The organism is Chryseobacterium sp. NRRL B-14798, assembly GCF_050470705.1.
Classification (GTDB): Bacteria; Bacteroidota; Bacteroidia; order Flavobacteriales; family Weeksellaceae; genus Chryseobacterium; species Chryseobacterium cupriresistens.
The window spans coordinates 3,440,496-3,459,537 of record NZ_JBFLUL010000005.1; the positions used below are offsets into that span (position 1 = coordinate 3,440,496).

20 protein-coding genes and 1 riboswitch are annotated in these 19,042 nt (G+C 37.0%); of the genes, 12 read left to right on the forward strand and 8 right to left on the reverse strand.

Annotation, left to right across the window (positions count from 1 at the left end; translation table 11 throughout):
• Positions 1 to 106: 106 nt before the first annotated feature.
• On the forward strand, positions 107 to 544 hold the full coding sequence (locus AB1278_RS15870) for a hypothetical protein (RefSeq protein WP_429815590.1): 438 nt from the start codon (positions 107 to 109) through the stop codon (positions 542 to 544).
• A gap of 233 nt (positions 545 to 777) precedes the next feature.
• Here the strand turns inward: AB1278_RS15870 and AB1278_RS15875 are convergent, their stop codons facing one another.
• Positions 778 to 2,055 carry a replication-associated recombination protein A gene (locus AB1278_RS15875; RefSeq protein ID WP_110009494.1) on the reverse strand — a complete coding sequence of 426 codons (1,278 nt, stop codon included), beginning with the start codon at positions 2,053 to 2,055 and terminating at the stop codon, positions 778 to 780.
• Between the two features lie 102 nt (positions 2,056 to 2,157).
• Between AB1278_RS15875 and yidD the strand changes: the two genes are divergently transcribed.
• Together yidD and lgt are read left to right on the forward strand one after the other, a co-directional pair.
• Complete coding sequence (gene yidD, locus AB1278_RS15880; protein ID WP_034695943.1) at positions 2,158 to 2,409, forward strand: membrane protein insertion efficiency factor YidD; 252 nt, start codon at positions 2,158 to 2,160, stop codon at positions 2,407 to 2,409.
• Between the two features lie 450 nt (positions 2,410 to 2,859).
• On the forward strand, positions 2,860 to 3,708 hold the full coding sequence (lgt, locus tag AB1278_RS15885) for a prolipoprotein diacylglyceryl transferase (RefSeq protein WP_227941783.1): 849 nt from the start codon (positions 2,860 to 2,862) through the stop codon (positions 3,706 to 3,708).
• Positions 3,709 to 3,779: 71 nt separating this feature from the next.
• Here the strand turns inward: lgt and AB1278_RS15890 are convergent, their stop codons facing one another.
• Complete coding sequence (locus tag AB1278_RS15890; RefSeq protein ID WP_429815594.1) at positions 3,780 to 5,297, reverse strand: NAD(P)H-hydrate dehydratase; 1,518 nt, start codon at positions 5,295 to 5,297, stop codon at positions 3,780 to 3,782.
• A gap of 245 nt (positions 5,298 to 5,542) precedes the next feature.
• On the opposite strand from AB1278_RS15890, the gene mscL reads away from it, so the two are divergent.
• Positions 5,543 to 5,920 (forward strand): large conductance mechanosensitive channel protein MscL, encoded by a 378-nt coding sequence (gene mscL / locus AB1278_RS15895; RefSeq protein WP_002980494.1) that lies wholly within the window; start codon positions 5,543 to 5,545, stop codon positions 5,918 to 5,920.
• Between the two features lie 78 nt (positions 5,921 to 5,998).
• Here mscL and AB1278_RS15900 read toward each other — a convergent pair whose 3' ends face one another.
• Positions 5,999 to 6,958, reverse strand: a complete 960-nt coding sequence (locus AB1278_RS15900) for a D-2-hydroxyacid dehydrogenase (RefSeq protein WP_110009387.1) — start codon at positions 6,956 to 6,958, stop codon at positions 5,999 to 6,001.
• Positions 6,959 to 7,044: 86 nt separating this feature from the next.
• The gene (locus AB1278_RS15905) at positions 7,045 to 7,455 is read right to left on the reverse strand and encodes an LNS2 domain-containing protein (RefSeq protein WP_002980498.1); all 411 of its coding nucleotides are present in this window, start codon (positions 7,453 to 7,455) and stop codon (positions 7,045 to 7,047) included.
• A 328-nt stretch (positions 7,456 to 7,783) separates the two neighbouring features.
• Between AB1278_RS15905 and idi the strand changes: the two genes are divergently transcribed.
• From idi to gcvT, 3 genes are read left to right on the forward strand one after another with little or no spacing between them, the layout of a single operon-like run.
• Positions 7,784 to 8,293 carry an isopentenyl-diphosphate Delta-isomerase gene (gene idi, locus AB1278_RS15910; RefSeq protein ID WP_202844007.1) on the forward strand — a complete coding sequence of 170 codons (510 nt, stop codon included), beginning with the start codon at positions 7,784 to 7,786 and terminating at the stop codon, positions 8,291 to 8,293.
• A 2-nt stretch (positions 8,294 to 8,295) separates the two neighbouring features.
• Entirely contained in the window at positions 8,296 to 8,766 is a 471-nt protein-coding gene (locus tag AB1278_RS15915) for a hypothetical protein (RefSeq protein ID WP_110009389.1), read from the forward strand.
• Between the two features lie 9 nt (positions 8,767 to 8,775).
• Positions 8,776 to 9,852, forward strand: a complete 1,077-nt coding sequence (gene gcvT, locus AB1278_RS15920; protein WP_202844012.1) for a glycine cleavage system aminomethyltransferase GcvT — start codon at positions 8,776 to 8,778, stop codon at positions 9,850 to 9,852.
• A gap of 124 nt (positions 9,853 to 9,976) precedes the next feature.
• On the opposite strand, the gene AB1278_RS15925 is transcribed toward gcvT, so the two are convergent.
• Positions 9,977 to 10,333: an arsenate reductase family protein gene (locus AB1278_RS15925; RefSeq protein ID WP_110009391.1), complete on the reverse strand. Its 357-nt coding sequence runs from the start codon at positions 10,331 to 10,333 to the stop codon at positions 9,977 to 9,979.
• A 121-nt stretch (positions 10,334 to 10,454) separates the two neighbouring features.
• On the opposite strand from AB1278_RS15925, the gene AB1278_RS15930 reads away from it, so the two are divergent.
• The 5 genes from AB1278_RS15930 (at position 10,455) to AB1278_RS15950 (ending at position 15,625) form a co-directional block, all read left to right on the forward strand.
• Positions 10,455 to 10,922, forward strand: coding sequence for an acyl-CoA thioesterase (locus AB1278_RS15930; protein ID WP_429815601.1), 468 nt, complete (start codon positions 10,455 to 10,457; stop codon positions 10,920 to 10,922).
• Between the two features lie 84 nt (positions 10,923 to 11,006).
• Positions 11,007 to 11,846: a GLPGLI family protein gene (locus tag AB1278_RS15935; protein WP_202844015.1), complete on the forward strand. Its 840-nt coding sequence runs from the start codon at positions 11,007 to 11,009 to the stop codon at positions 11,844 to 11,846.
• Between the two features lie 138 nt (positions 11,847 to 11,984).
• A riboswitch (Fluoride riboswitch) is annotated at positions 11,985 to 12,052 on the forward strand.
• A 31-nt stretch (positions 12,053 to 12,083) separates the two neighbouring features.
• A complete protein-coding gene (locus tag AB1278_RS15940; RefSeq protein ID WP_429815604.1) occupies positions 12,084 to 13,391 on the forward strand; it encodes a voltage-gated chloride channel family protein in 1,308 nt (435 codons plus the stop codon).
• A 265-nt stretch (positions 13,392 to 13,656) separates the two neighbouring features.
• Positions 13,657 to 14,532, forward strand: coding sequence for a LysR family transcriptional regulator (locus AB1278_RS15945; protein ID WP_202844018.1), 876 nt, complete (start codon positions 13,657 to 13,659; stop codon positions 14,530 to 14,532).
• A gap of 157 nt (positions 14,533 to 14,689) precedes the next feature.
• Positions 14,690 to 15,625 carry a YeiH family protein gene (locus AB1278_RS15950; RefSeq protein WP_429815608.1) on the forward strand — a complete coding sequence of 312 codons (936 nt, stop codon included), beginning with the start codon at positions 14,690 to 14,692 and terminating at the stop codon, positions 15,623 to 15,625.
• A 79-nt stretch (positions 15,626 to 15,704) separates the two neighbouring features.
• Here the strand turns inward: AB1278_RS15950 and AB1278_RS15955 are convergent, their stop codons facing one another.
• The 3 genes from AB1278_RS15955 to rny form a co-directional block, all read right to left on the reverse strand.
• Positions 15,705 to 15,887, reverse strand: coding sequence for a hypothetical protein (locus AB1278_RS15955; RefSeq protein WP_110009396.1), 183 nt, complete (start codon positions 15,885 to 15,887; stop codon positions 15,705 to 15,707).
• Between the two features lie 167 nt (positions 15,888 to 16,054).
• The gene (locus tag AB1278_RS15960; RefSeq protein WP_202844027.1) at positions 16,055 to 17,296 is read right to left on the reverse strand and encodes an MFS transporter; all 1,242 of its coding nucleotides are present in this window, start codon (positions 17,294 to 17,296) and stop codon (positions 16,055 to 16,057) included.
• A gap of 73 nt (positions 17,297 to 17,369) precedes the next feature.
• Positions 17,370 to 18,935, reverse strand: a complete 1,566-nt coding sequence (rny, locus tag AB1278_RS15965; RefSeq protein WP_171006220.1) for a ribonuclease Y — start codon at positions 18,933 to 18,935, stop codon at positions 17,370 to 17,372.
• Positions 18,936 to 19,042: the final 107 nt, after the last annotated feature.

Sequence of the window (19,042 nt, forward strand, 5' to 3'; positions counted from 1 at the left end):
AAAAGTTTTTATTTATAAATAGAATGTAAAACAATTCAAGATTTTATTCAGATTTTATAAAAAATAACTATATTTATCACGTTTTTAACAGTTACATATTCCAATTATGAAAAAACTATTCTATTCTTTTTTACTTCTATCCTCTGCTACTTTATTGGCCCAGCAAAAAAATCCTGCTGTAAAGTTTGCAGTGGCTGACAATGCCATTGGGACAGTAGAATTGTTCAATACAAAAAAGAACGTATTACAGGTTTCTAAAGTATACAATACTCCAGCCAGTCTTCCCCAAAGCTTAAAAAAATACAATTCTGTTTTTACGAAAGGAGTGACCGAATATAAGTTCAAGAACGGAGAAAATGTACTTGATAGAATGACGTTATCCAATATGAATGCACAATACAATATTCCGGCAGACAATCCTGTATTTATTGAAGGATATGAATTTACGGACACCAACACTTGGATTTATCCTGAAATCAAGAAAAGAACAGAAACAAAAGATTATAACGGTAAGAAAACATTGTTTATTTACACTACCGAATAATTTGATTTTTTTGAAACATTAAGATCGTATTAAGCTGTTAAGATTATTAAGATAAGCTTCGCTTTAACTTAAAATCAGCATGATTTATCTTAACTATACTTTAATTCTTCAGTCTCCTTAATGGTTTAAAAATATTTACCACTATTTTTCACTTTATAATAGTTGAAATGGTAGGTTAAAAAAAACAGATTTAATATAAAAAGGATGCCGTTTTTTCAGCATCCTTTTTTATTTTAGTATTTATTGTTCCACTTTTTCTTGAGCTCTTCGTAAATTTTCTTTTCTGTAGCATTATTACCAGGCTCATATAATTTCACATTCCTGATTTCTTCCGGAAGAAAATCCTGTTCTACAAAGTTTCCTTCGTAAGAATGGGCATATTTGTATTCTTTTCCGTAATCAAGGTCTTTCATCAATTTTGTAGGTGCATTTCTCAAATGAAGAGGTACAGGCAGATTTCCGGTCTGCTTTACCAGAGCCAACGCTTCATTAATCGCCATATACGCAGAATTACTTTTAGGGGAAACCGCAAGATATACCGCTGTTTCGCTTAATATAATCCTTGCTTCAGGATTCCCGATCACATTGATCGCCTGAAAACAGTTGTTGGCAACCACCAAAGCATTGGGGTTAGCCAGCCCTACATCCTCAGCAGCTAAAATCAGCATTCTCCTTGCAATAAACTTAATATCTTCTCCCCCGGCAATCATTCTTGCCAGCCAATACACCGCTCCGTTCGGATCACCTCCACGCATAGACTTGATAAAAGCTGAGATGATATCATAATGCTGCTCTCCGTTTTTATCATACAAAGCCATTGTTTCCTGGAGAACTTCAAGAACATCAGAATTCAGGATTTCCGTTGTACCCGAATTTTTATACTGATTCAAAACCAGTTCTACGGAATTGATCAGTTTTCTGGCATCACCACCGGAATACTGAATGAAAGCTTCTTTTTCAAGGATTTTAAAATCTGTTCCTTCATCTTTATTGTATCTTTCTGATGCGATATCAATCAGTTCTTCCAGTTTTTCATAGCTCAAAGCTTTTAAAACATAGACCTGGCTTCTTGAAAGCAATGCTGAAACCACCTCAAAGCTTGGATTCTCAGTAGTTGCTCCAATCAAAACAATCCAGCCTTTTTCTACCGCATGCAATAATGAATCCTGCTGCGACTTATTAAACCTGTGAATCTCATCAATAAACAAGATCGGTGATTTTCCGGAAAACAAATTCTGCTTCTTGGCATCCTCAATGACATCACGCACATCTTTCACCCCGGAAGAAACTGCAGAAAGTTTATAAAACTTTCTCCCCGACTGCTCAGAGATAATTTCAGCGAGTGTTGTTTTCCCCGTTCCCGGAGGACCCCAGAATATCAGCGAATTCAGGGTATTGTTTTCAATCATCTTTCTGATTGTTCCTTTGTCGCCGGTAAGGTGCTCCTGCCCCAGAACATCGTTTAGGGTTTTGGGTCTTAATTTTTCAGCTAATGGGATATTTTGATTCAAAGTAATTCTATTTTTTAAGATCAATGTCCCGGATTTCCGATCTCCGAAACTTATAACAAAATTAAACTAATTTTCATTTTTTTACCCTATTTTTGCATTGTTTTGAAACTTACATTCAATAAAATCATTACATTTCCACTGGTAATTTTGATCAAATTTTACCAATGGTTCATCTCGCCCTTACTTCCCAAAAACTGCCGTTACGAACCTACCTGCTCTCACTATATGATTGAGTCGCTTCAGGTACATGGTGTTTTTAAAGGTTTCTGGCTGGGATTTAAAAGAATTTTAAGATGCCATCCCTGGGGAGGAAGCGGTTATGATCCTGTTCCACCCAAACATAAATGTCAATAATCAAACTATTAAATCAATAGAAAAATGAATACTATCTTTTTCAGAATTTATCTTGTGCTGTTTGCGTTCACCACGCAGCTTCTTTTTGCACAGGAATACCCTGGAGGTTTATCTGACGGAACTTTAGATATCAATGGAAGCAATGTTCCTGTAAAAATCTATTCTACCACAGAGATGGGAGACCTTACAGCTTTTCCGGACAGAGAATCAGACAAGAACCAGTCTTTCGTTGTGATTCTTAATGAATCCAATTTTGAACCTGCTTATTACAATTATGGGGCATCAACTTTAGCAAAGTATAAGGATTCCAAGTATCAGTTTTTTGATAAAAACTTTAAGTTGATTGATACTGGTGTTACCAAAGAAAATATCACCACTTTTAAATATGCAGTAAAGTCTGTAAAACCTATTACTGATTCTGATAAAGTAGAACTTAAGACTTCATTTAAAATCTGGGATCCTTCAAAAGGTATTCACATCGGATCATTTACGCTTCACTTTTATAGTTTGATGTTTGTTTTTGCCTTTGGATTCGGGTATGTTTTAATGACGAGAATCTTTAAGATTGATAATGTGAACCAGAAATACCTTGAACCTCTGTTCACATGGACATTGATCGGGACTATTCTGGGAGCAAGATTAGGACATGTTATCTTTTATCAGCCGGAACTATTTAAAGAGGATTTCTGGAGTGTATTTTTACCGATAAGCACAAAAAACGGTTTAAAATTTACAGGTTTTTCAGGACTGGCGAGCCATGGTGCTACAATTGCCCTGATTTTCACCACGCTTTATTATTCATTTAAAATCATTAAGAAAAACCCTTTTTGGGTATATGACAGATTGGGTATTGTCGTAGCTTTAGGAGGAGCGTTTGTAAGAATGGGGAATTTTTTCAATTCTGAAATCGTTGGAAAACCAGCTGACCCGAATTCTCCGTTTGCTTTGCTTTTCCCACAACAAAGCAGTGAGTATGGTCTTACTGTACCCCGTTATCCGAGCCAGTTATTTGAAGCCGTAGGATATGTTCTTCTCTTCATTTTACTATGGATATTATACAGAAAAACAAATAAAAAATACCAGCAGGGATGGTTATTCGGTCTGTTTTTCATCATTCTTTGGGCGATCAGATTCTTTGTTGAGTTCCTTAAAGAGCCGCAGGGAGATGAGTTCATCCAGATTGGCGGTTTGAATACAGGTCAGGTTCTTTCGATTCCTTTTATGATTGCAGGGGTTGTCATCATGATCGTTTCCAAGAAATTTAAGATTACTGAAGCAGAAAACGAGAAACCGGAATAAACCATTTAAACTGAAAAATAAAAAGGCAAATTTGTAGAAATACAGATTTGCCTTTTTTATTAGCTGTTTACTTACAGATTTCTCTCCGCCTTCCTGTTCAGTTCTTCAAAAACAGACCCAAAGGCATCAATGACATCAGTGGGCAGCATCGATTCTTTTGAATGTTTTTCTGAAGCAATATCGGCCGCTCTGCCATGCAGCCATACTCCCAGAATACAGGTTTCCTCTTCAGAATATTTCTGAGCCAGAAGCGAAGTGAGAATTCCGGTAAGAATATCTCCGCTTCCTCCTTTCGCAAGACCTGCATTTCCGGTTATATTATAGAATACTTTTCCCTCCGGAGTAACAACCTGGGTATGGTGGTCTTTAAGAACAATATAAAGTCCAAGCTCTTTTGCTTTTTTCCTTGCCAGTTCAAGTCTTTTAAAAGAATTATCTGTACTTCCGAAAAGTCTTTCAAACTCTTTCGGATGAGGAGTTATGATTGATTTTTTGGGAATGAGTTTCAAATTTTTTGGATCATTTGAAATAATATTCAATGCATCTGCATCCAGAACCAATGGCTGAGAATAGTTTTTCAAAAAATTCAAAAAGCCTTTCTCTGTACCGGAATGGGTTCCTAATCCAGGACCGGCACCACAGGTAACATCTTTGTCCATTTCAAAATTTGTGATAAACTGCTCCCCTCCTTGTATAAACATGGCTTCAGGGCATGAGGTCTGCAAAATATTGTATCCGCATTCCGGAGCGAGTGTAAAGGTCAGCCCTGCTCCGGTTTTCAAAGCTGATCGTGTTGCCAGCACTGCCGCTCCTATTTTTCCATAGCTTCCTCCTATGATGGCTGCCTTACCATAACTGCCTTTATGGGAAAATTCCTGTCTTGGAATAAATATCGATCCCACCAGCTGATCATCAATTACAGAGTAATCAGAATCAGTTGTATCTGCGTATATTTTGCTTAAATCAATATCCAGCTGTACTACTTTTCCGGTATATTTCCCTGTTTCAGGATGAAGGAAGGTTCTTTTCCAACATTGAAAGGTCAGTGTATAATCAGCTTTCAGAATAACCGGATTATTATCAAACATTTCATCTGCAGACAATCCGGAAGGAATATCGATGGATATCTTAATATTCTTTTTAGTATTCAATTGTTCAACAAGCCTTTTATAATCACCTTCCAACGGTCTGGATAATCCCGTTCCGAAAAGAGCATCTACAATAATGGTTTTCTCATCAAAATGATAGTGTTCTTCAGGATCAAATTTTCTGACGGTAATTCCCGACAAATCGCGGAGTCTTTTCAGGTTAACGGAAGCATCTTCTGAAAATTTCCTTTTGGAATCGCTTACAAATACATCTACATCAAAACCTTTCAGATAAAGTAGCCTTGAGACAGCCAGGCCGTCACCTCCGTTATTTCCGTTACCACAAAATACAGCCAGCTTTTTATGGTTTTTACAGTGTTCCGAAATCCAATGAGCTGCAGCCATTGAAGCTCTTTCCATTAATTGAATAGAAGAAACCGGCTCATGGGAAATCGTAAACTGATCCCAGCTGCGTATCTGTTCTGCGGTGAAAATTTTCATAGGTGAAACAAACTTTTAAGCAAATTACAAAAGATTTTTCATTATGCTATCACCTCATTAATAAAAATAAAAAGTCATCATTAATGGCATAATGTATTGTTACAATGCTGAAATATTCATTAAAACTGTTAGCAGGAAATGAGCGTAAATTTCAATATTTTGGGAATAAAAAACGATTAAACGTAGTGTTTTTTACATTTTTTAATTATATTTTTGTGTATATACTAATTAAAAAAATATAAATTATGGGATTTGTAAAAGAATTTAAAGAGTTTGCCTTTAAGGGCAATGTTCTCGATCTTGCTGTCGGTGTGATCATTGGGGCAGCATTTGGCAAAATTGTTTCCTCATTAGTGGAAGATGTAATCACTCCTCTTATACTCAACCCGGCATTGAAAGCCGCCGGTGCAGAAAACATTGCAAAACTTTCTTGGAATGGTGTTGCGTACGGAAATTTCCTTTCAGCAGTAATCAGTTTCCTTTGTATTGCGATGGTTCTTTTCTGGATCATTAAATTCGCCAATAAAGTAAACAAAAAAGAGGCTCCTGCTCCTGCCGGACCTACAGAAGATCAAAAATTACTGATGGAGATCAGAGATTTGCTGAAAAGCAAAAATATCTAATCTTTTAAACAACAGTTTTAAAAATAAAAAAGCACTCCAGTCTAAGGCTGGAGTGCTTTATTTATGATCTTTTTCAAGTTATTGAATCTGTAAGATACTTGAAATCTGCTCTGCCAGGGAAAGCCCTATTCTATCCTGCGCTTCAAGAGTAGAAGCTCCCGTGTGAGGGGTAAGGGAAATTTTAGAATGAGTAAGGATTTCTTTTGATGGTGTTGGCTCATTAATGAAAACATCTAAACCGGCAAATCGTACTTTTCCTGAATCTAAAGCCTGAATTAAAGCTGCTTCATCAATAACTCCACCTCTTGAACAGTTTACAACAGCTACTCCGTCTTTCATTATTTCAAACTCATCCTTTCCGATCATATAACCGTCCTTCTGTGCAGGAACGTGTAAAGTAATGAAGTCTGAATGTTTTAAAACATCCTGTAACGGCTCTGTTTCGATATCAACATTGATGAACTGGTTGTTGTAAAATTTCACTTTGATACTTGCTCTTCCGACGTTATTATCAGCGGCAATCACTCTCATCCCAAGTCCTAAAGCAATTCTTGCCACTTCCTGGCCGATTCTTCCCATTCCTACAATACCGATGGTTTTTCCTCTCAGTTCGATACCTGCAGCATATGCTTTTTTAAGACCTGCAAATTCAGTATCTCCTACAACTGGCATTTTTCTGTTAGAATCCTGAAGAAATCTCGCCCCGGAAAACAAATGGGCGAAAACAAGCTCAGCCACAGATTCCGATGATGCTGAAGGAGTGTTGATCACATGAATCCCTTTTTCTCTTGCATAATCTACGTCAATATTATCCATACCAACACCTCCTCTTCCAATAATGTCGATAGACGGACATCCATCAATAATATCTTTTCTTACCTGTGTGGCACTTCTCACCAATAAGGTGCGGATTTTGTGCTCATTAATATAATCTACTAAAAATTCCTGGGGAACTTTTGTAGTAATCACCTCAAAGCCTTTTTCTGTCAATGCATCTATTCCAGATTGATCCAGGCCGTCGTTTGCTAAAACTTTCATAAAATATCAAGTATATTAAAAAATGAAAGATTTAAAAATTAAAGGTACTGGTTCACATTTAATCTTTAAATCTTTGAATTATATTTTTATTCGCCGTCTTCTTTGAATACCTCAATGGTCACTTGTTTTTCTACCAAATCCGTAAATCTTCCTTTGTATCTTGTAGCTCTTACCAGATGGTTGTCTATCCAGTGATAATTTCCTCCTCTTGGTTTTCCGCAAAGCACGCTGTGGTATTTGAAGCCATGCTTATCCAGCCAGTCGATCGTAATTTGTTTCAGATTTTCGGTTCTTGAAGTAAAAAAGCAGATCTGATGTCCTTCGTCATACCATCTGTTGATCGTTTCCAGAGCATCAGGGTAGGGTTCGCAGGTAACCATTCTTTCCGGCTCTTCATTGGGAACGTCATCAGTAATGGTTCCGTCGATATCTATTAAGTAATTTTTTATTCCATCCTTTAGAATAGGACTAATGTGTTCAATGTATTCTAATTCCATTACTAAATATTAAAAAACAAAGTTAGCGTTTTTACCATTATCAGGCATATTAATCTTGCTTTATGTTAATATTTTACTATAAAAACTTATTTTCAAAGAATAATATCAATATTTTATCAACCATTCAAGCCGAATTAGTTAAAAATTTTCATTTCACATTTTATTTTTACATCATAAAGTGGAGATCTGAAAAGCAACTACTCAGTGAATGGACAAATTTACCTGCCAGTCTTTTCTGACTTCCTCAATTTCATTGCCATGATTACAAAAAGCATGATGTTTATCTAAAAATTTCCAAAATACATTTATTACTCTTACATTTGTAGGAATGGAAGAATTTGTTGTTTTAGTAAATCCTGAAGATGAGGTTTTAGGGCTGATGGAAAAGCAGCAGGCTCACATCAATGGCCTGTTACACCGTGCTTTTTCTGTATTTCTTTTCAACAGTAAAGGAGAAATGCTTCTTCAGAAAAGGGCTTCAGGAAAATATCATTCTCCTAACCAATGGACCAATGCTGTATGCTCGCACCCGCGTGACGGGGAAACTTATCAGCAAGGAGCGGTACGCAGACTAAAGGAAGAACTGGGAATTGAAGCAGATCTTTCTGAAAAATTCCATTTTATTTACAAAGCAGATGTAGGCGGTGGTCTTTGGGAGCACGAGCTGGATCATGTATTTGTGGGAAATCATGAAACTGATTTCAATTTAAATAAAGAGGAAGTGGAAGAAGTAAGATTCATTTCCATGGAAGATCTGGATAAGGAAATTTCCAAACATCCTGAAAACTTTACAGAATGGTTCAAAATCATCCTTGAAGAATATAAACACCATTTTTAACGATGAAAAAAATATTGCTTTTTTCTGCACTTTTGACGGGAAGTCTGTTTTTTGCCCAAAAAGCAAAGGTCTATGAAAATTCCAATTATTCTATTACTGTTCCTGAAGGCTGGAAATCTACCAACGACAGTGAAATTGTTAATATTTTCCCTACCAGCCAGATAGGGGCAATTACCATTTCGGAATATCATGATCTTCCCCTTCCCAAAGCGGAAGTAAAAAAATTTATGCTGGCACTTTATCAATCCCAAGACCCGGAGGATAAAGTAAAAGAAAAAAAGAGCCAGAAAGGATATACAGAATATTTCTATGAGCATTTCGATGAAAAAGAGAAGCTGTTCTGGGTAACCAAAGCTTTTCAAAAAGATAAAAACTTATATTTGGTTTCCATTAATTGCGGCCAGAAATACTGGAACGGAAACTATATGACCCTATTCAATGAGACTTTTAACAGTTTTAAAATAAAGAAATAAAAATTAAATATGAAGAAAACAGCCTTGTACGACAAACATGTTTCTTTGGGAGCTAAGATCGTACCTTTCGCAGGTTTTGAAATGCCTGTTCAATATTCAGGGGTTACAGAGGAGCATTTTGCAGTAAGAGAAAAAGCAGGATTATTTGATGTTTCCCACATGGGACAGTTTTTCATCGAAGGGCCGGGTTCAAAAGACCTTTTGCAGTATGTAACTACCAATAATGTAGATGCACTTGAAAACGGAAAAGCTCAATATTCCTGCCTTCCGAACGAAAACGGCGGAATTGTAGATGACCTTATCGTTTACAAAATGGAAGATGACAAATATTTTGTAGTAGTAAACGCATCCAACATCGACAAAGACTGGAATCATATTTCAAAATACAATACTTTCGGGGCTAAAATGACCAATGCTTCTGATGAGATGTCATTATTGGCAGTTCAGGGGCCTAAAGCTACTGAAATTCTTCAAAAACTTACAGACGTAAATCTTTCAGAAATTCCTTACTATCATTTTACAGTAGGAACCGTTGCCGGAGAAAATGATGTGATTATTTCAAACACAGGATACACAGGAAGCGGTGGTTTTGAGATTTATTTCAATAACGAAAGTGCTGAAAAACTTTGGGATGCCGTAATGGAAGCTGGTAAAGAAGAAGGGATCATTCCTTGCGGATTGGCTGCCAGAGACACTTTAAGATTAGAAAAAGGATTCTGCCTGTACGGAAATGATATTGATGATACAACGTCTCCAATTGAAGCCGGTTTAGGGTGGATCACTAAATTTGATAAAGACTTCGTTTCTAAAGATGTTTTCGCAAAACAAAAAGAGGAAGGAGTTACAAGAAAACTAGTAGGTTTCGAACTGACAGATAAAGGAGTTCCAAGACATGACTATCCTGTGGTGGATGCTGAAGGAAACGTGATCGGAAAAGTAACTTCCGGAACACAGTCTCCAATGAAAAAAGTAGGATTAGGTCTTGCTTACGTAGACAAACCTCACTTCAAATTAGGATCTGAAATCTTTATTCAGGTAAGAAACAAGAACATTCCTGCAAAAGTGGTGAAAGCTCCTTTTGTATAATTGAAAAAAATAGCAAAAAAGAGGCTGTGAACAAATCACAGCCTCTTTTGGGTTTATATCCAAACCTTATAGGTTTTAAAAACCTATAAGGTTTATTATTTGCAAAATTAGTTTCCAGTTAAATTTATTCATTTACGCCAAAGAACTTCTGCAGTTCTTCAACATTTTTTTTGTCATTACCCACGAAAATCTCTTTATCGGTAACAAATACAGGTCTTTTCAGGAAAGTATAATGGTCCAGCAGCAATTCTTTAAAATCTTTTTCTGTTAATGATTTTACATCCAGACCTCTCAGTTTGATCTGAGTAGATTTTTTACTGAATAATGCTTCGTATGACTTTGTTTTTTTATGCATTTCCGCCAATTCCTCTTTTGTAATTGGTTCTTTTTTAATTTCACGGAGTTCCCAGTCTGTAAGGTCAAATTGGGCTAAAATTTTTCTGCATGTATCGCATGTATTGAGATAAAATACTTTCTTCATTACGGGTTCTAAATCTGTTATGGGTTAAAATTCTCTTTCATTGAAAGTTTCGTCTTTCAAAAGTAGGATTTAATCTAAAACTTTGGAAATTATTAAATAACTTTATTCAAATTTTATAAAGATGCAGAACAAGCCTATTACTTTTCAGTTTATTTCGGAGCCTTCAGATGTTAATTACGGAGGAAATGTACATGGAGGAAGTGTTATGAAATGGATTGACCAGGCCGGTTATGCATGCGCGACAACCTGGAGTGGTAATTATTCTGTCACTGTTTATGTGGGCGGAATCCGTTTTTATGATCCTATTAAAATCGGTGAAGTAGTAAAAGTAGACGCTCAGGTGATCTATACCGGAACTTCAAGCATGCATATTTCCATCAATGTTTTTTCAAGAAATTTAAAACAGCCCAACTTTGAGAAGAAAACACATTGTATTATCGTATTTGTAGCTGTGGATGAAAATGGAAAAAAACTCCCTGTTCCAAAATGGACACCGGAAACAGAGGAAGAAAAACAGCTTGAAATGTATGCCAAACGCCTGATGGAGCTGAGAACGCAGATTGAAGATGAAATGAAACCTTTTTTGTAAGAGCAGGTTTCGGGATGCGAGATTGCAGGATTTAAGGTTTAAGGTTTTGGGAAACCAGTAACAACAAACGACCAATCACATGATATGAAAAGTTTTTTTACTTTATCAGCATTGCTTGTAACAGCTTTGGTGCAGTCTCAGACACACCGGTTTATTTATGAGCTTCAGTATAAAATGGATTCTACCGAGGCTGGATATGAAAAAGTGAATATGATCCTGGATATCACCCCGAAGGAGGTAAAATTCTATGGAAAAGATCTCGCTATCAGAGACTCACTGAATAAAAAATTCGGAACGAACTTCAGCTATACTGATATGACCGGACAGGTAGTTAAAAGAAAGATCAATTCTTTTGATAATGAAAATTTCATCAACATTAAAAATGGATATTATACATTTAAAACTACGGATAAGATCAATTGGACAATTGCTGATGAGATTAAAAAGGTAGAAAACTATACTTTACAAAAAGCAACTACAAAATTTGGAGGGAGAAGCTGGACGGCCTGGTTCTGTAAAGACATTCCATTTAATGAAGGACCATTTAAACTGCGTGGATTACCCGGTTTAATCTTTGAGCTATCAGATGCTAAGAAAAATTTCCTTTATACGCTCGTTAAAAGCAGAGAACTTCCGGAAGTCTCCTCTACTTCAGATTTCCTGGAATCCAGCTTTGGTAATAAAGCAATTCCTATTAACGAAAAGCAAAAACATAAGCTGCTTATGGAATTTTATAATGATCCTTTTGCTTTTGAAAGAAATAATATCAGCAAATCCAATAATGACCTTAGAATTAATATCAATGGAAAGGAAATTCATAATGTTGATGAACTGAATACCCAAACCAAAAGCATGCAGGAGGTTATCAGAAAATATAATAACCCAATTGAAATCAATAAGGCGATGCATTATCCGGTATATTAAAGCTATGGTTATTTTTAAGTTTGGGCTAAAGCCAATGGGATTTAAAATTTATTTGGCTGGGCTAAAGCCCACCCCTATTGAATTTTAACAATAAGATCTTTTATCTTTTATCTTTTTACCATAATTCATATATTTGCATCATCAAAAGGAAATGGTGTTCTTCCTTACCCAACCGCTTTATAAAAGCTGATGACGCCTGATTAAAAGATTATTAACAAATAACTAATCAGGATTACTATGTCAAAAATTCAAAGAACACCAGGTAAAAAAGCAGTTTTTCATACTCGTCTTTTCTTCAGAAAATTTCCGGCAATTCCTTATATTTTGAAATGGCTATGTATCAGTATCATCATTGGTGTATTGGTAGGAACCGCATCTGCAGGATTTCTTCAGTCATTGGAATGGGCCACCCATTTCAGAGAAAGTCATCTCTGGCTGATTGCTTTACTTCCTGCTGCAGGATTTCTGATAGGGCTTCTTTATTATTATTTCGGAAAAGATGTGGAGGCTGGAAATAATCTGTTGATTGATACCATCCATGAACCCAAGGGAATTATTCCTTTTAAAATGGCTCCTTTTGTCTATCTGGGAACAATTGCAACGCATTTCTTCGGAGGTTCTGCCGGCCGTGAAGGAACAGCTCTTCAGATGGCGGGTGCCATCGCGGATCAGCTCACCAGGCCTTTTAAACTTGACAGAAATGAAAGAAAAATATTAATTATTGCTGCTATTGCTGCCGGATTTGGCTCCGTTTTCGGAACACCACTGGCAGGAGCCGTTTTTGGTCTTGAAGTTTTTCTGATCGGAAGGATTCGTTACAATGCAATCTTTCCGGCATTTGCTTCTGCAATTCTGGCAGACTGGGCTACCAATCTATGGAATGTAAAACATACCCATTACCATATTGATTTTATTCCGAAACTTGAATTTTTACCAATTCTATACAGCATTCTGGCAGGAATAACTTTTGGAATCTGCGCGGCTGCATTCAGTAAAATCATCCATTGGATGGGCTCTGTCTTTAAATCAAATATCAAATACCCTCCGCTTCGTCCTGTTGTAGGAGGAATTATTATAGCACTTGCCGTTTTTGCGATGGGAACAACCCGTTATATCGGACTGGGAGTTCCTGTAATTGTGGAATCTTTTGAAAAGCAGCTTCCACTATATGATTTTGCTCTAAAAATGATTTTTTCCATTGTTACGCTTTCGGCCGGATTCAAAGGTGGAGAAGTGACACCTTTGTTCTTCATTGGTGCTACCTTAGGCAGCGCTCTGTCACTATTCATTCCTTTACCCTTCGGATTATTAGCAGGAATGGGGTTTGTAGCGGTATTTGCAGGAGCCACCAATACGCCTTTAGCCTGTATGCTGATGGGAATTGAATTATTCGGGGCAGAATGCGGTGTATATGTAGCTATTGCGTGTGTCGTTTCTTATCTTCTTTCAGGACATAACAGTATTTATTCCAGACAGAAAATCGGAGAAGCAAAAAACAGAAGATATGAAAGTCAGCAGGACAAGTCTGTTTCGGATTTTTTATAAGGGGTTTCGAGATGCGGGATGCGGGTTACGAGTTACGGGATGCGGGGTGCGAAGTGCGGGGTCACAATTATTTGTTTATTTTGTTGCCGGATGCTGGTTTTTAATGGTTCTTTGTTCTTCTTCACTTATAATATCTCGAACCCAAAATCCCTCAAACTCAAAACCCCGAAACTCGCAACACGCATCTCATTACCCTCAAACCCTCCCACTCTCAAACTCTCAAACTCTCTTCACCATTTCCAACTATAATTCGTAATTTTACCCCATGTTCGATTACAGATTAAAAGTTTTCCATACGGTGGCTACCCGATTAAGCTTCACCAAGGCTTCAGAGGAGCTACACATCTCACAACCTGCTGTCACTAAACACATTAAAGAAATTGAAACTCAGATAGGTGCTAAGCTATTTGACCGTAAAGGAACTTCTATCCAGCTGACCCAAAGCGGAAAAATTCTGTTTGAACATGCAGAAAAGATCAGAAACATCTATCGTGACATGGAATTTGAGATCAGCCAGATCAGTCAGCAGCATAAAGGAAAGCTGATTATCGGGGCGAGTACAACCGTTGCACAGTATATTTTACCAGAGATTTTGGCCAAATTCAATTCTTATTATAAAGATATTAAGATTGAGCTTCTTACCGGAAATACGGAAACCATCTCAACACTTTTAAAAGAAGAAAAAATTGACCTGGGTATCATTGAAGGGGAATCACAGTCTTCTTATTTTGAATATAAAACTTTTAAACCTGATGAAATTGTTCTCGCAGCAAAATCAGATCATCCTCTTGCCCATAAAACATTAAGCTTAAAAGATCTTTATCAGCTGGATCTTATCTTCAGGGAACAGGGTTCCGGTACGCTGGAATTCATCCAAAACAGGCTTAAAGAAAAGGAAATTAATATCCATGAATTGAATACTGTCATACAGTTGGGAAGCAGTGAAAGTATTAAAAATTACCTTCTTCACTCCGAATGTTTGGCATTTCTTTCTATCAGCACTATTCTTAACGAACTTAAAAACAACATCCTTACAGTGATTGATATTAAAAATTTCAGTATCGAAAGAGATTTTCATTTTATCCTTCCCAAAGGAGAACAATCTGAACTGATCAAACTTTTTTTGAGGTTTGCAGAATAACAGGCAATAAGCAATAAGCAATAAGCAATAAGCAATAAGCAATAAGCAATAAGCAATAAGCAAAGATATAACTTTTAGTTATCCGATATAACAAAATACGATTTACTTTGTAATACTTTATTTCGGACTTTTGATGCTCATTTTAAAAGTTCGCATTATGAAAGATTTCATTCAAAATGAAATAACAAGGAAAGTATTTTTTATTGTTTTGGCTGTATTATGCCTTACACCTTTTATATCTTCTCCAATTGCTCTTGCTTTGGGATTTGCCCTGGCTGTTTTTATCGGAAATCCTTTTGAAAAACACCTTCATCAATATATTCATTTACTGCTGCAGATTTCAATAGTAGGTCTTGGATTCGGGCTGAAGCTTGATGAAGCGCTTCATGCCGGAAAAACAGGCTTGATGCTGACTGTTGTAAGTATTGTCACCGTTATGGTTTTAGGATATTTTCTGGGAAAATTATTTAAACTGGAAAGACCTTTATCTTATCTTCTCTCCGCAGGAACTGCTATTTGTGGCGGGAGTGCTATTGCTGCTGTTTCTCCCATCATTAAACCTAATACAAAACAAATTTCTCTTGCGCTGGCTATTGTTTTTACCTTAAATTCGGTTGCCTTGTTTGTATACCCTGCAATAGGACACCTGCTGAATCTTTCACAGGAGCAGTTTGGGCTTTGGTGTGCAGTGGGAATTCATGACACAAGTTCTGTAGTGGGTGCTGCCAGTAAATATGGAGATGAAGCTTTGAAAATAGCCACCACAGTGAAGCTGGCCCGTGCTTTATGGATTATTCCTGTCTCACTGATAACCATGTTTATTTTTAAAAGTAAAGATTCCAAAATAAAGATTCCCTGGTTTATCGGATATTTCATTGCAGCAATCCTTTTGAATACTTATTTCCCCTTTCTTGACCGATTCAGTACTTCGATTACTGTTCTGGCAAAATCCGGTCTGAATCTGACCTTATTTTTGATTGGTTCTACCCTTTCTATTCAAACGCTGAAATCAATCGGATTAAAACCTTTGGTAATGGCAATTATACTATGGGTAACGATAAGCATCGGCAGCCTTCTTTACATTATCCATTAAAAAGAGCAGAACCCTTTTGAAATCAAAAGGGTTCTGCATATTAAATGTGGAAATGTTTATTTCTAATTGAAATAATTTCTTAGATCTCCCCACAAGTATAAACCTGTGGACAGCCAATATATTGTACACAATACCAAGGTCCGGTTACTGCTCCTGAGCAGCTGCATCCGCAAAGTGATAAATCAGGGTTTCCGCTTATTCCTCCGGTAATATTTTTCAGATCCTGTTTTCTTAATTTTTTAGCGTTTTTCATAATGTTCATGAGATTTAGTTTGATTAAAAATATAGTTTTAGTTACCTTTCAAAGTTAAACAAATATTAAATACTCGCAACAAAAATTAATGTAAAATTGAATAATTTATTGATAATAACCCTATTATTACGTTCAAAATAAGGAATAGCACTATGTTATTTATTAAACAAGTTAAATTATTCCGTAAATTCAAGATCTCTGTCGTGGGTTTCTGAAATGGTAAGTGAAGAATAAAATGCCAGCCCGAATACCACCACCCCTACTATGGCAGCACTTTCCACAACCGGGAAATGTCCTTTAAGAGAATCAAAAGCAAATATCATTACCGGCACCAGACCTCTTACCATGTTGGGAACGGTAGTTGTTGCCGTATTTCTGATATTCGTCCCGAACTGTTCTGCTGCCAACGTTACAAACATAGCCCAGTATCCTGTTCCAAATCCCAGCCATACACAAAACAGGTAATATCTGGTTTCCGTGTTGGTATTTCCGAATAACATAATTGCCACCCCGATCAACGTAAAAATCAGCATATAAAAGATGGCCATTTTACGGGATTTTAAAGCATGGGAAATAAAACCACTCAACAGGTCACCGACAGAAATACCTACATAAGCCCACATAATGGCTTTTCCGGGGTTGATATCCTTTATGCCTAATTCAGGGGCAAACTGATTGGCTAAAACAGCCAGAATCCCTATGCAATACCACGTAGGTAATCCCACTGCAATACATTTTAAATATCTTATCAGTCTGTCTTTATTGGTAAAAAAGGAGAGAAAGTTTCCTTTGGAGATATTTTTATGCTCAAGATTCTTATAAATTCCGGATTCCGATACGCTTATTCTCAGTATCAATAACATAATTCCCATGATCCCACCGATAATGTAAGAAATATTCCATCCTCCGGCCAGCTCTACAGTTAGCTGAGCTACAACGGCGCCCATTAATCCAAAACCGGCAACAACCGAAGTCCCGATGGCTCTTAAATTCTTCGGCAGACTTTCAGAAACCAGTGTAATTCCGGCTCCAAGCTCTCCGGCAAGTCCTATACCTGCAATAAACCTTAAGCCGGCATATTGGTATATCAAATGCTCTTTCGGAAAATAAGGCAGAAAACCACAGGCAATATTGGCTAAAGAATACACTAAGATGGATCCAAAAAGTACGGAAAGCCTTCCCTTTTTGTCTCCAAAGATTCCCCAGAACACCCCTCCTATGAGAAGTCCTACCATCTGGCAGTTCAGTATGAAGGTTCCGTCTGCATCCGGATTAAGCCCCAAAGCTTTTAAACTGGGTATTCTAACGATACCGAATAAAAGAAGGTCATAGATATCTACAAAATAGCCAAGGGCGGAGATAATAACGGGAATAGAGAAAATGTACTTCAGTTTTGAAGACAGGGACAGTTCTTGCATTTTTAAGTTTTGATAAAAATAAAAAACCTTTCAATTTCTTGAAAGGTTTTTATCAAATATCTTTTTCTGATTATTATCTGGCAATATTGACAGCTCTCGTTTCTCTGATTACTGTTACTTTTACCTGTCCCGGATAAGTCAGTTCATTCTGGATTTTCTCAGAGATGTCGTAAGAAAGCTGAGAAGCTACTTCGTCATTTACTTTTCCACTCTCTACCATTACTCTCAGTTCTCTACCTGCCTGAATTGCATAAGCACTGGATACTCCATCGAAGCTTAATGCTGCAGATTCAAGATCTTTTAATCTCTGGATGTAAGACTCCAATACCTGTCTTCTTGCTCCCGGTCTTGCTCCTGAGATCGCATCGGCAACCTGAATGATCGGAGATAATAATGACTTCATTTCAATTTCGTCGTGGTGAGCTCCGATTGCGTTTACAACTTCAGGGTTTTCACCATATTTCTCAGCCCACTGCATTCCTAAAAGCGCGTGTGGTAATTCTGATTCCTGCTCAGGAACTTTACCGATATCGTGTAAAAGACCTGCTCTTTTTGCTAATTTTACGTTTAATCCTAATTCAGCAGCCATCGTTGCAGCAATGTTGGCTACTTCTCTTGAGTGCTGTAGTAAGTTTTGTCCGTAAGAAGAACGGTATTTCATTCTACCTACGATTTTGATCAGTTCAGGGTGTAATCCGTGGATTCCTAAATCAATGATGGTTCTCTTCCCTACTTCAATGATTTCCTCCTCAATCTGCTTTCTTGTTTTTTCTACCACTTCTTCGATTCTTGCCGGGTGAATTCTACCATCGGTTACCAATCTGTGTAGGGATAGTCTTGCAATTTCTCTTCTTACCGGATCAAAGCATGAAAGAAGAATAGCTTCAGGAGTATCATCAACGATAATTTCTACTCCGGTTACCGCTTCCAAAGCACGGATATTTCTACCTTCTCTACCGATAATTCTACCTTTTACTTCATCAGACTCGATGTTGAAAACGGATACTGAATTTTCGATTGCCTGCTCCGTTCCGATTCTCTGGATTGTCTGGATAACGATCTTTCTCGCTTCGTTTTTAGCATTCATCTGAGCTTCTTCCATGATGCTCTGAACATGTGCCTGTGCTCTTGTTTTGGCCTCTGCTCTCATGGTTTCTACCAATTCTGCTTTAGCTTCCTCAGCGGTGTAATTAGAGATTTTTTCAAGTATTTCTACTTTCTTGGCAGTAGCCGTATCTAATTCCTGCTGTTTTCTATCCAGAATTTCGTTCTTCTTGGCATAATCTGCAATCTGTCTGTCGAGATCTTTTTCAAGCTTCCCAGTCTTGCTAAGCTCGTCATTCAGCTTGTGTTCCTTGTCTTTGATTCTTTTCTCAACTTCCTGCATTTTCTTTTCGCGGGACTGAATATCAGCGTCATGCTGTGATTTCAGTTCCAGGAATTTTTCTTTAGCCTGAAGATTCTTTTCTTTCTTTATGGATTCAGCCTGTACATTAGCTTTTTCTATAAGGTTTTCGGCATTTTTCTTGGCATCATCTATGATGAATTTTGCTTTAGTATTCAGAGAACTTCTGGAAAAAAACATTCCCACGACAGCTCCGATTACCAAACAAACAACACCGACTATAACTTCTATCATAATTTATATTGAGTTTTAATTGTATTCATATCCTTGTTCAATAAAAAAAGCCCACAATAATCCAGAGATTGAGAGTAAACTCCTAATCAACACGATTTGAACTGATT

Excerpts from the sequence above, each read along its gene's own strand:
- AB1278_RS15870 (WP_429815590.1), top strand. The coding sequence starts at position 107 with ATGAAAAAACTATTCTATTCTTTTTTACTTCTATCCTCTGCTACTTTA.
- AB1278_RS15890 (WP_429815594.1), bottom strand. The coding sequence starts at position 5,297 with ATGAAAATTTTCACCGCAGAACAGATACGCAGCTGGGATCAGTTTACG.
- mscL (WP_002980494.1), top strand. The coding sequence starts at position 5,543 with ATGGGATTTGTAAAAGAATTTAAAGAGTTTGCCTTTAAGGGCAATGTT.
- AB1278_RS15900 (WP_110009387.1), bottom strand. The coding sequence starts at position 6,958 with ATGAAAGTTTTAGCAAACGACGGCCTGGATCAATCTGGAATAGATGCA.
- AB1278_RS15905 (WP_002980498.1), bottom strand. The coding sequence starts at position 7,455 with ATGGAATTAGAATACATTGAACACATTAGTCCTATTCTAAAGGATGGA.
- idi (WP_202844007.1), top strand. The coding sequence starts at position 7,784 with ATGGAAGAATTTGTTGTTTTAGTAAATCCTGAAGATGAGGTTTTAGGG.
- AB1278_RS15915 (WP_110009389.1), top strand. The coding sequence starts at position 8,296 with ATGAAAAAAATATTGCTTTTTTCTGCACTTTTGACGGGAAGTCTGTTT.
- gcvT (WP_202844012.1), top strand. The coding sequence starts at position 8,776 with ATGAAGAAAACAGCCTTGTACGACAAACATGTTTCTTTGGGAGCTAAG.
- AB1278_RS15925 (WP_110009391.1), bottom strand. The coding sequence starts at position 10,333 with ATGAAGAAAGTATTTTATCTCAATACATGCGATACATGCAGAAAAATT.
- AB1278_RS15930 (WP_429815601.1), top strand. The coding sequence starts at position 10,455 with ATGCAGAACAAGCCTATTACTTTTCAGTTTATTTCGGAGCCTTCAGAT.
- AB1278_RS15935 (WP_202844015.1), top strand. The coding sequence starts at position 11,007 with ATGAAAAGTTTTTTTACTTTATCAGCATTGCTTGTAACAGCTTTGGTG.
- AB1278_RS15940 (WP_429815604.1), top strand. The coding sequence starts at position 12,084 with ATGTCAAAAATTCAAAGAACACCAGGTAAAAAAGCAGTTTTTCATACT.
- AB1278_RS15945 (WP_202844018.1), top strand. The coding sequence starts at position 13,657 with ATGTTCGATTACAGATTAAAAGTTTTCCATACGGTGGCTACCCGATTA.
- AB1278_RS15950 (WP_429815608.1), top strand. The coding sequence starts at position 14,690 with ATGAAAGATTTCATTCAAAATGAAATAACAAGGAAAGTATTTTTTATT.
- AB1278_RS15955 (WP_110009396.1), bottom strand. The coding sequence starts at position 15,887 with ATGAACATTATGAAAAACGCTAAAAAATTAAGAAAACAGGATCTGAAA.
- AB1278_RS15960 (WP_202844027.1), bottom strand. The coding sequence starts at position 17,296 with ATGCAAGAACTGTCCCTGTCTTCAAAACTGAAGTACATTTTCTCTATT.
- rny (WP_171006220.1), bottom strand. The coding sequence starts at position 18,935 with ATGATAGAAGTTATAGTCGGTGTTGTTTGTTTGGTAATCGGAGCTGTC.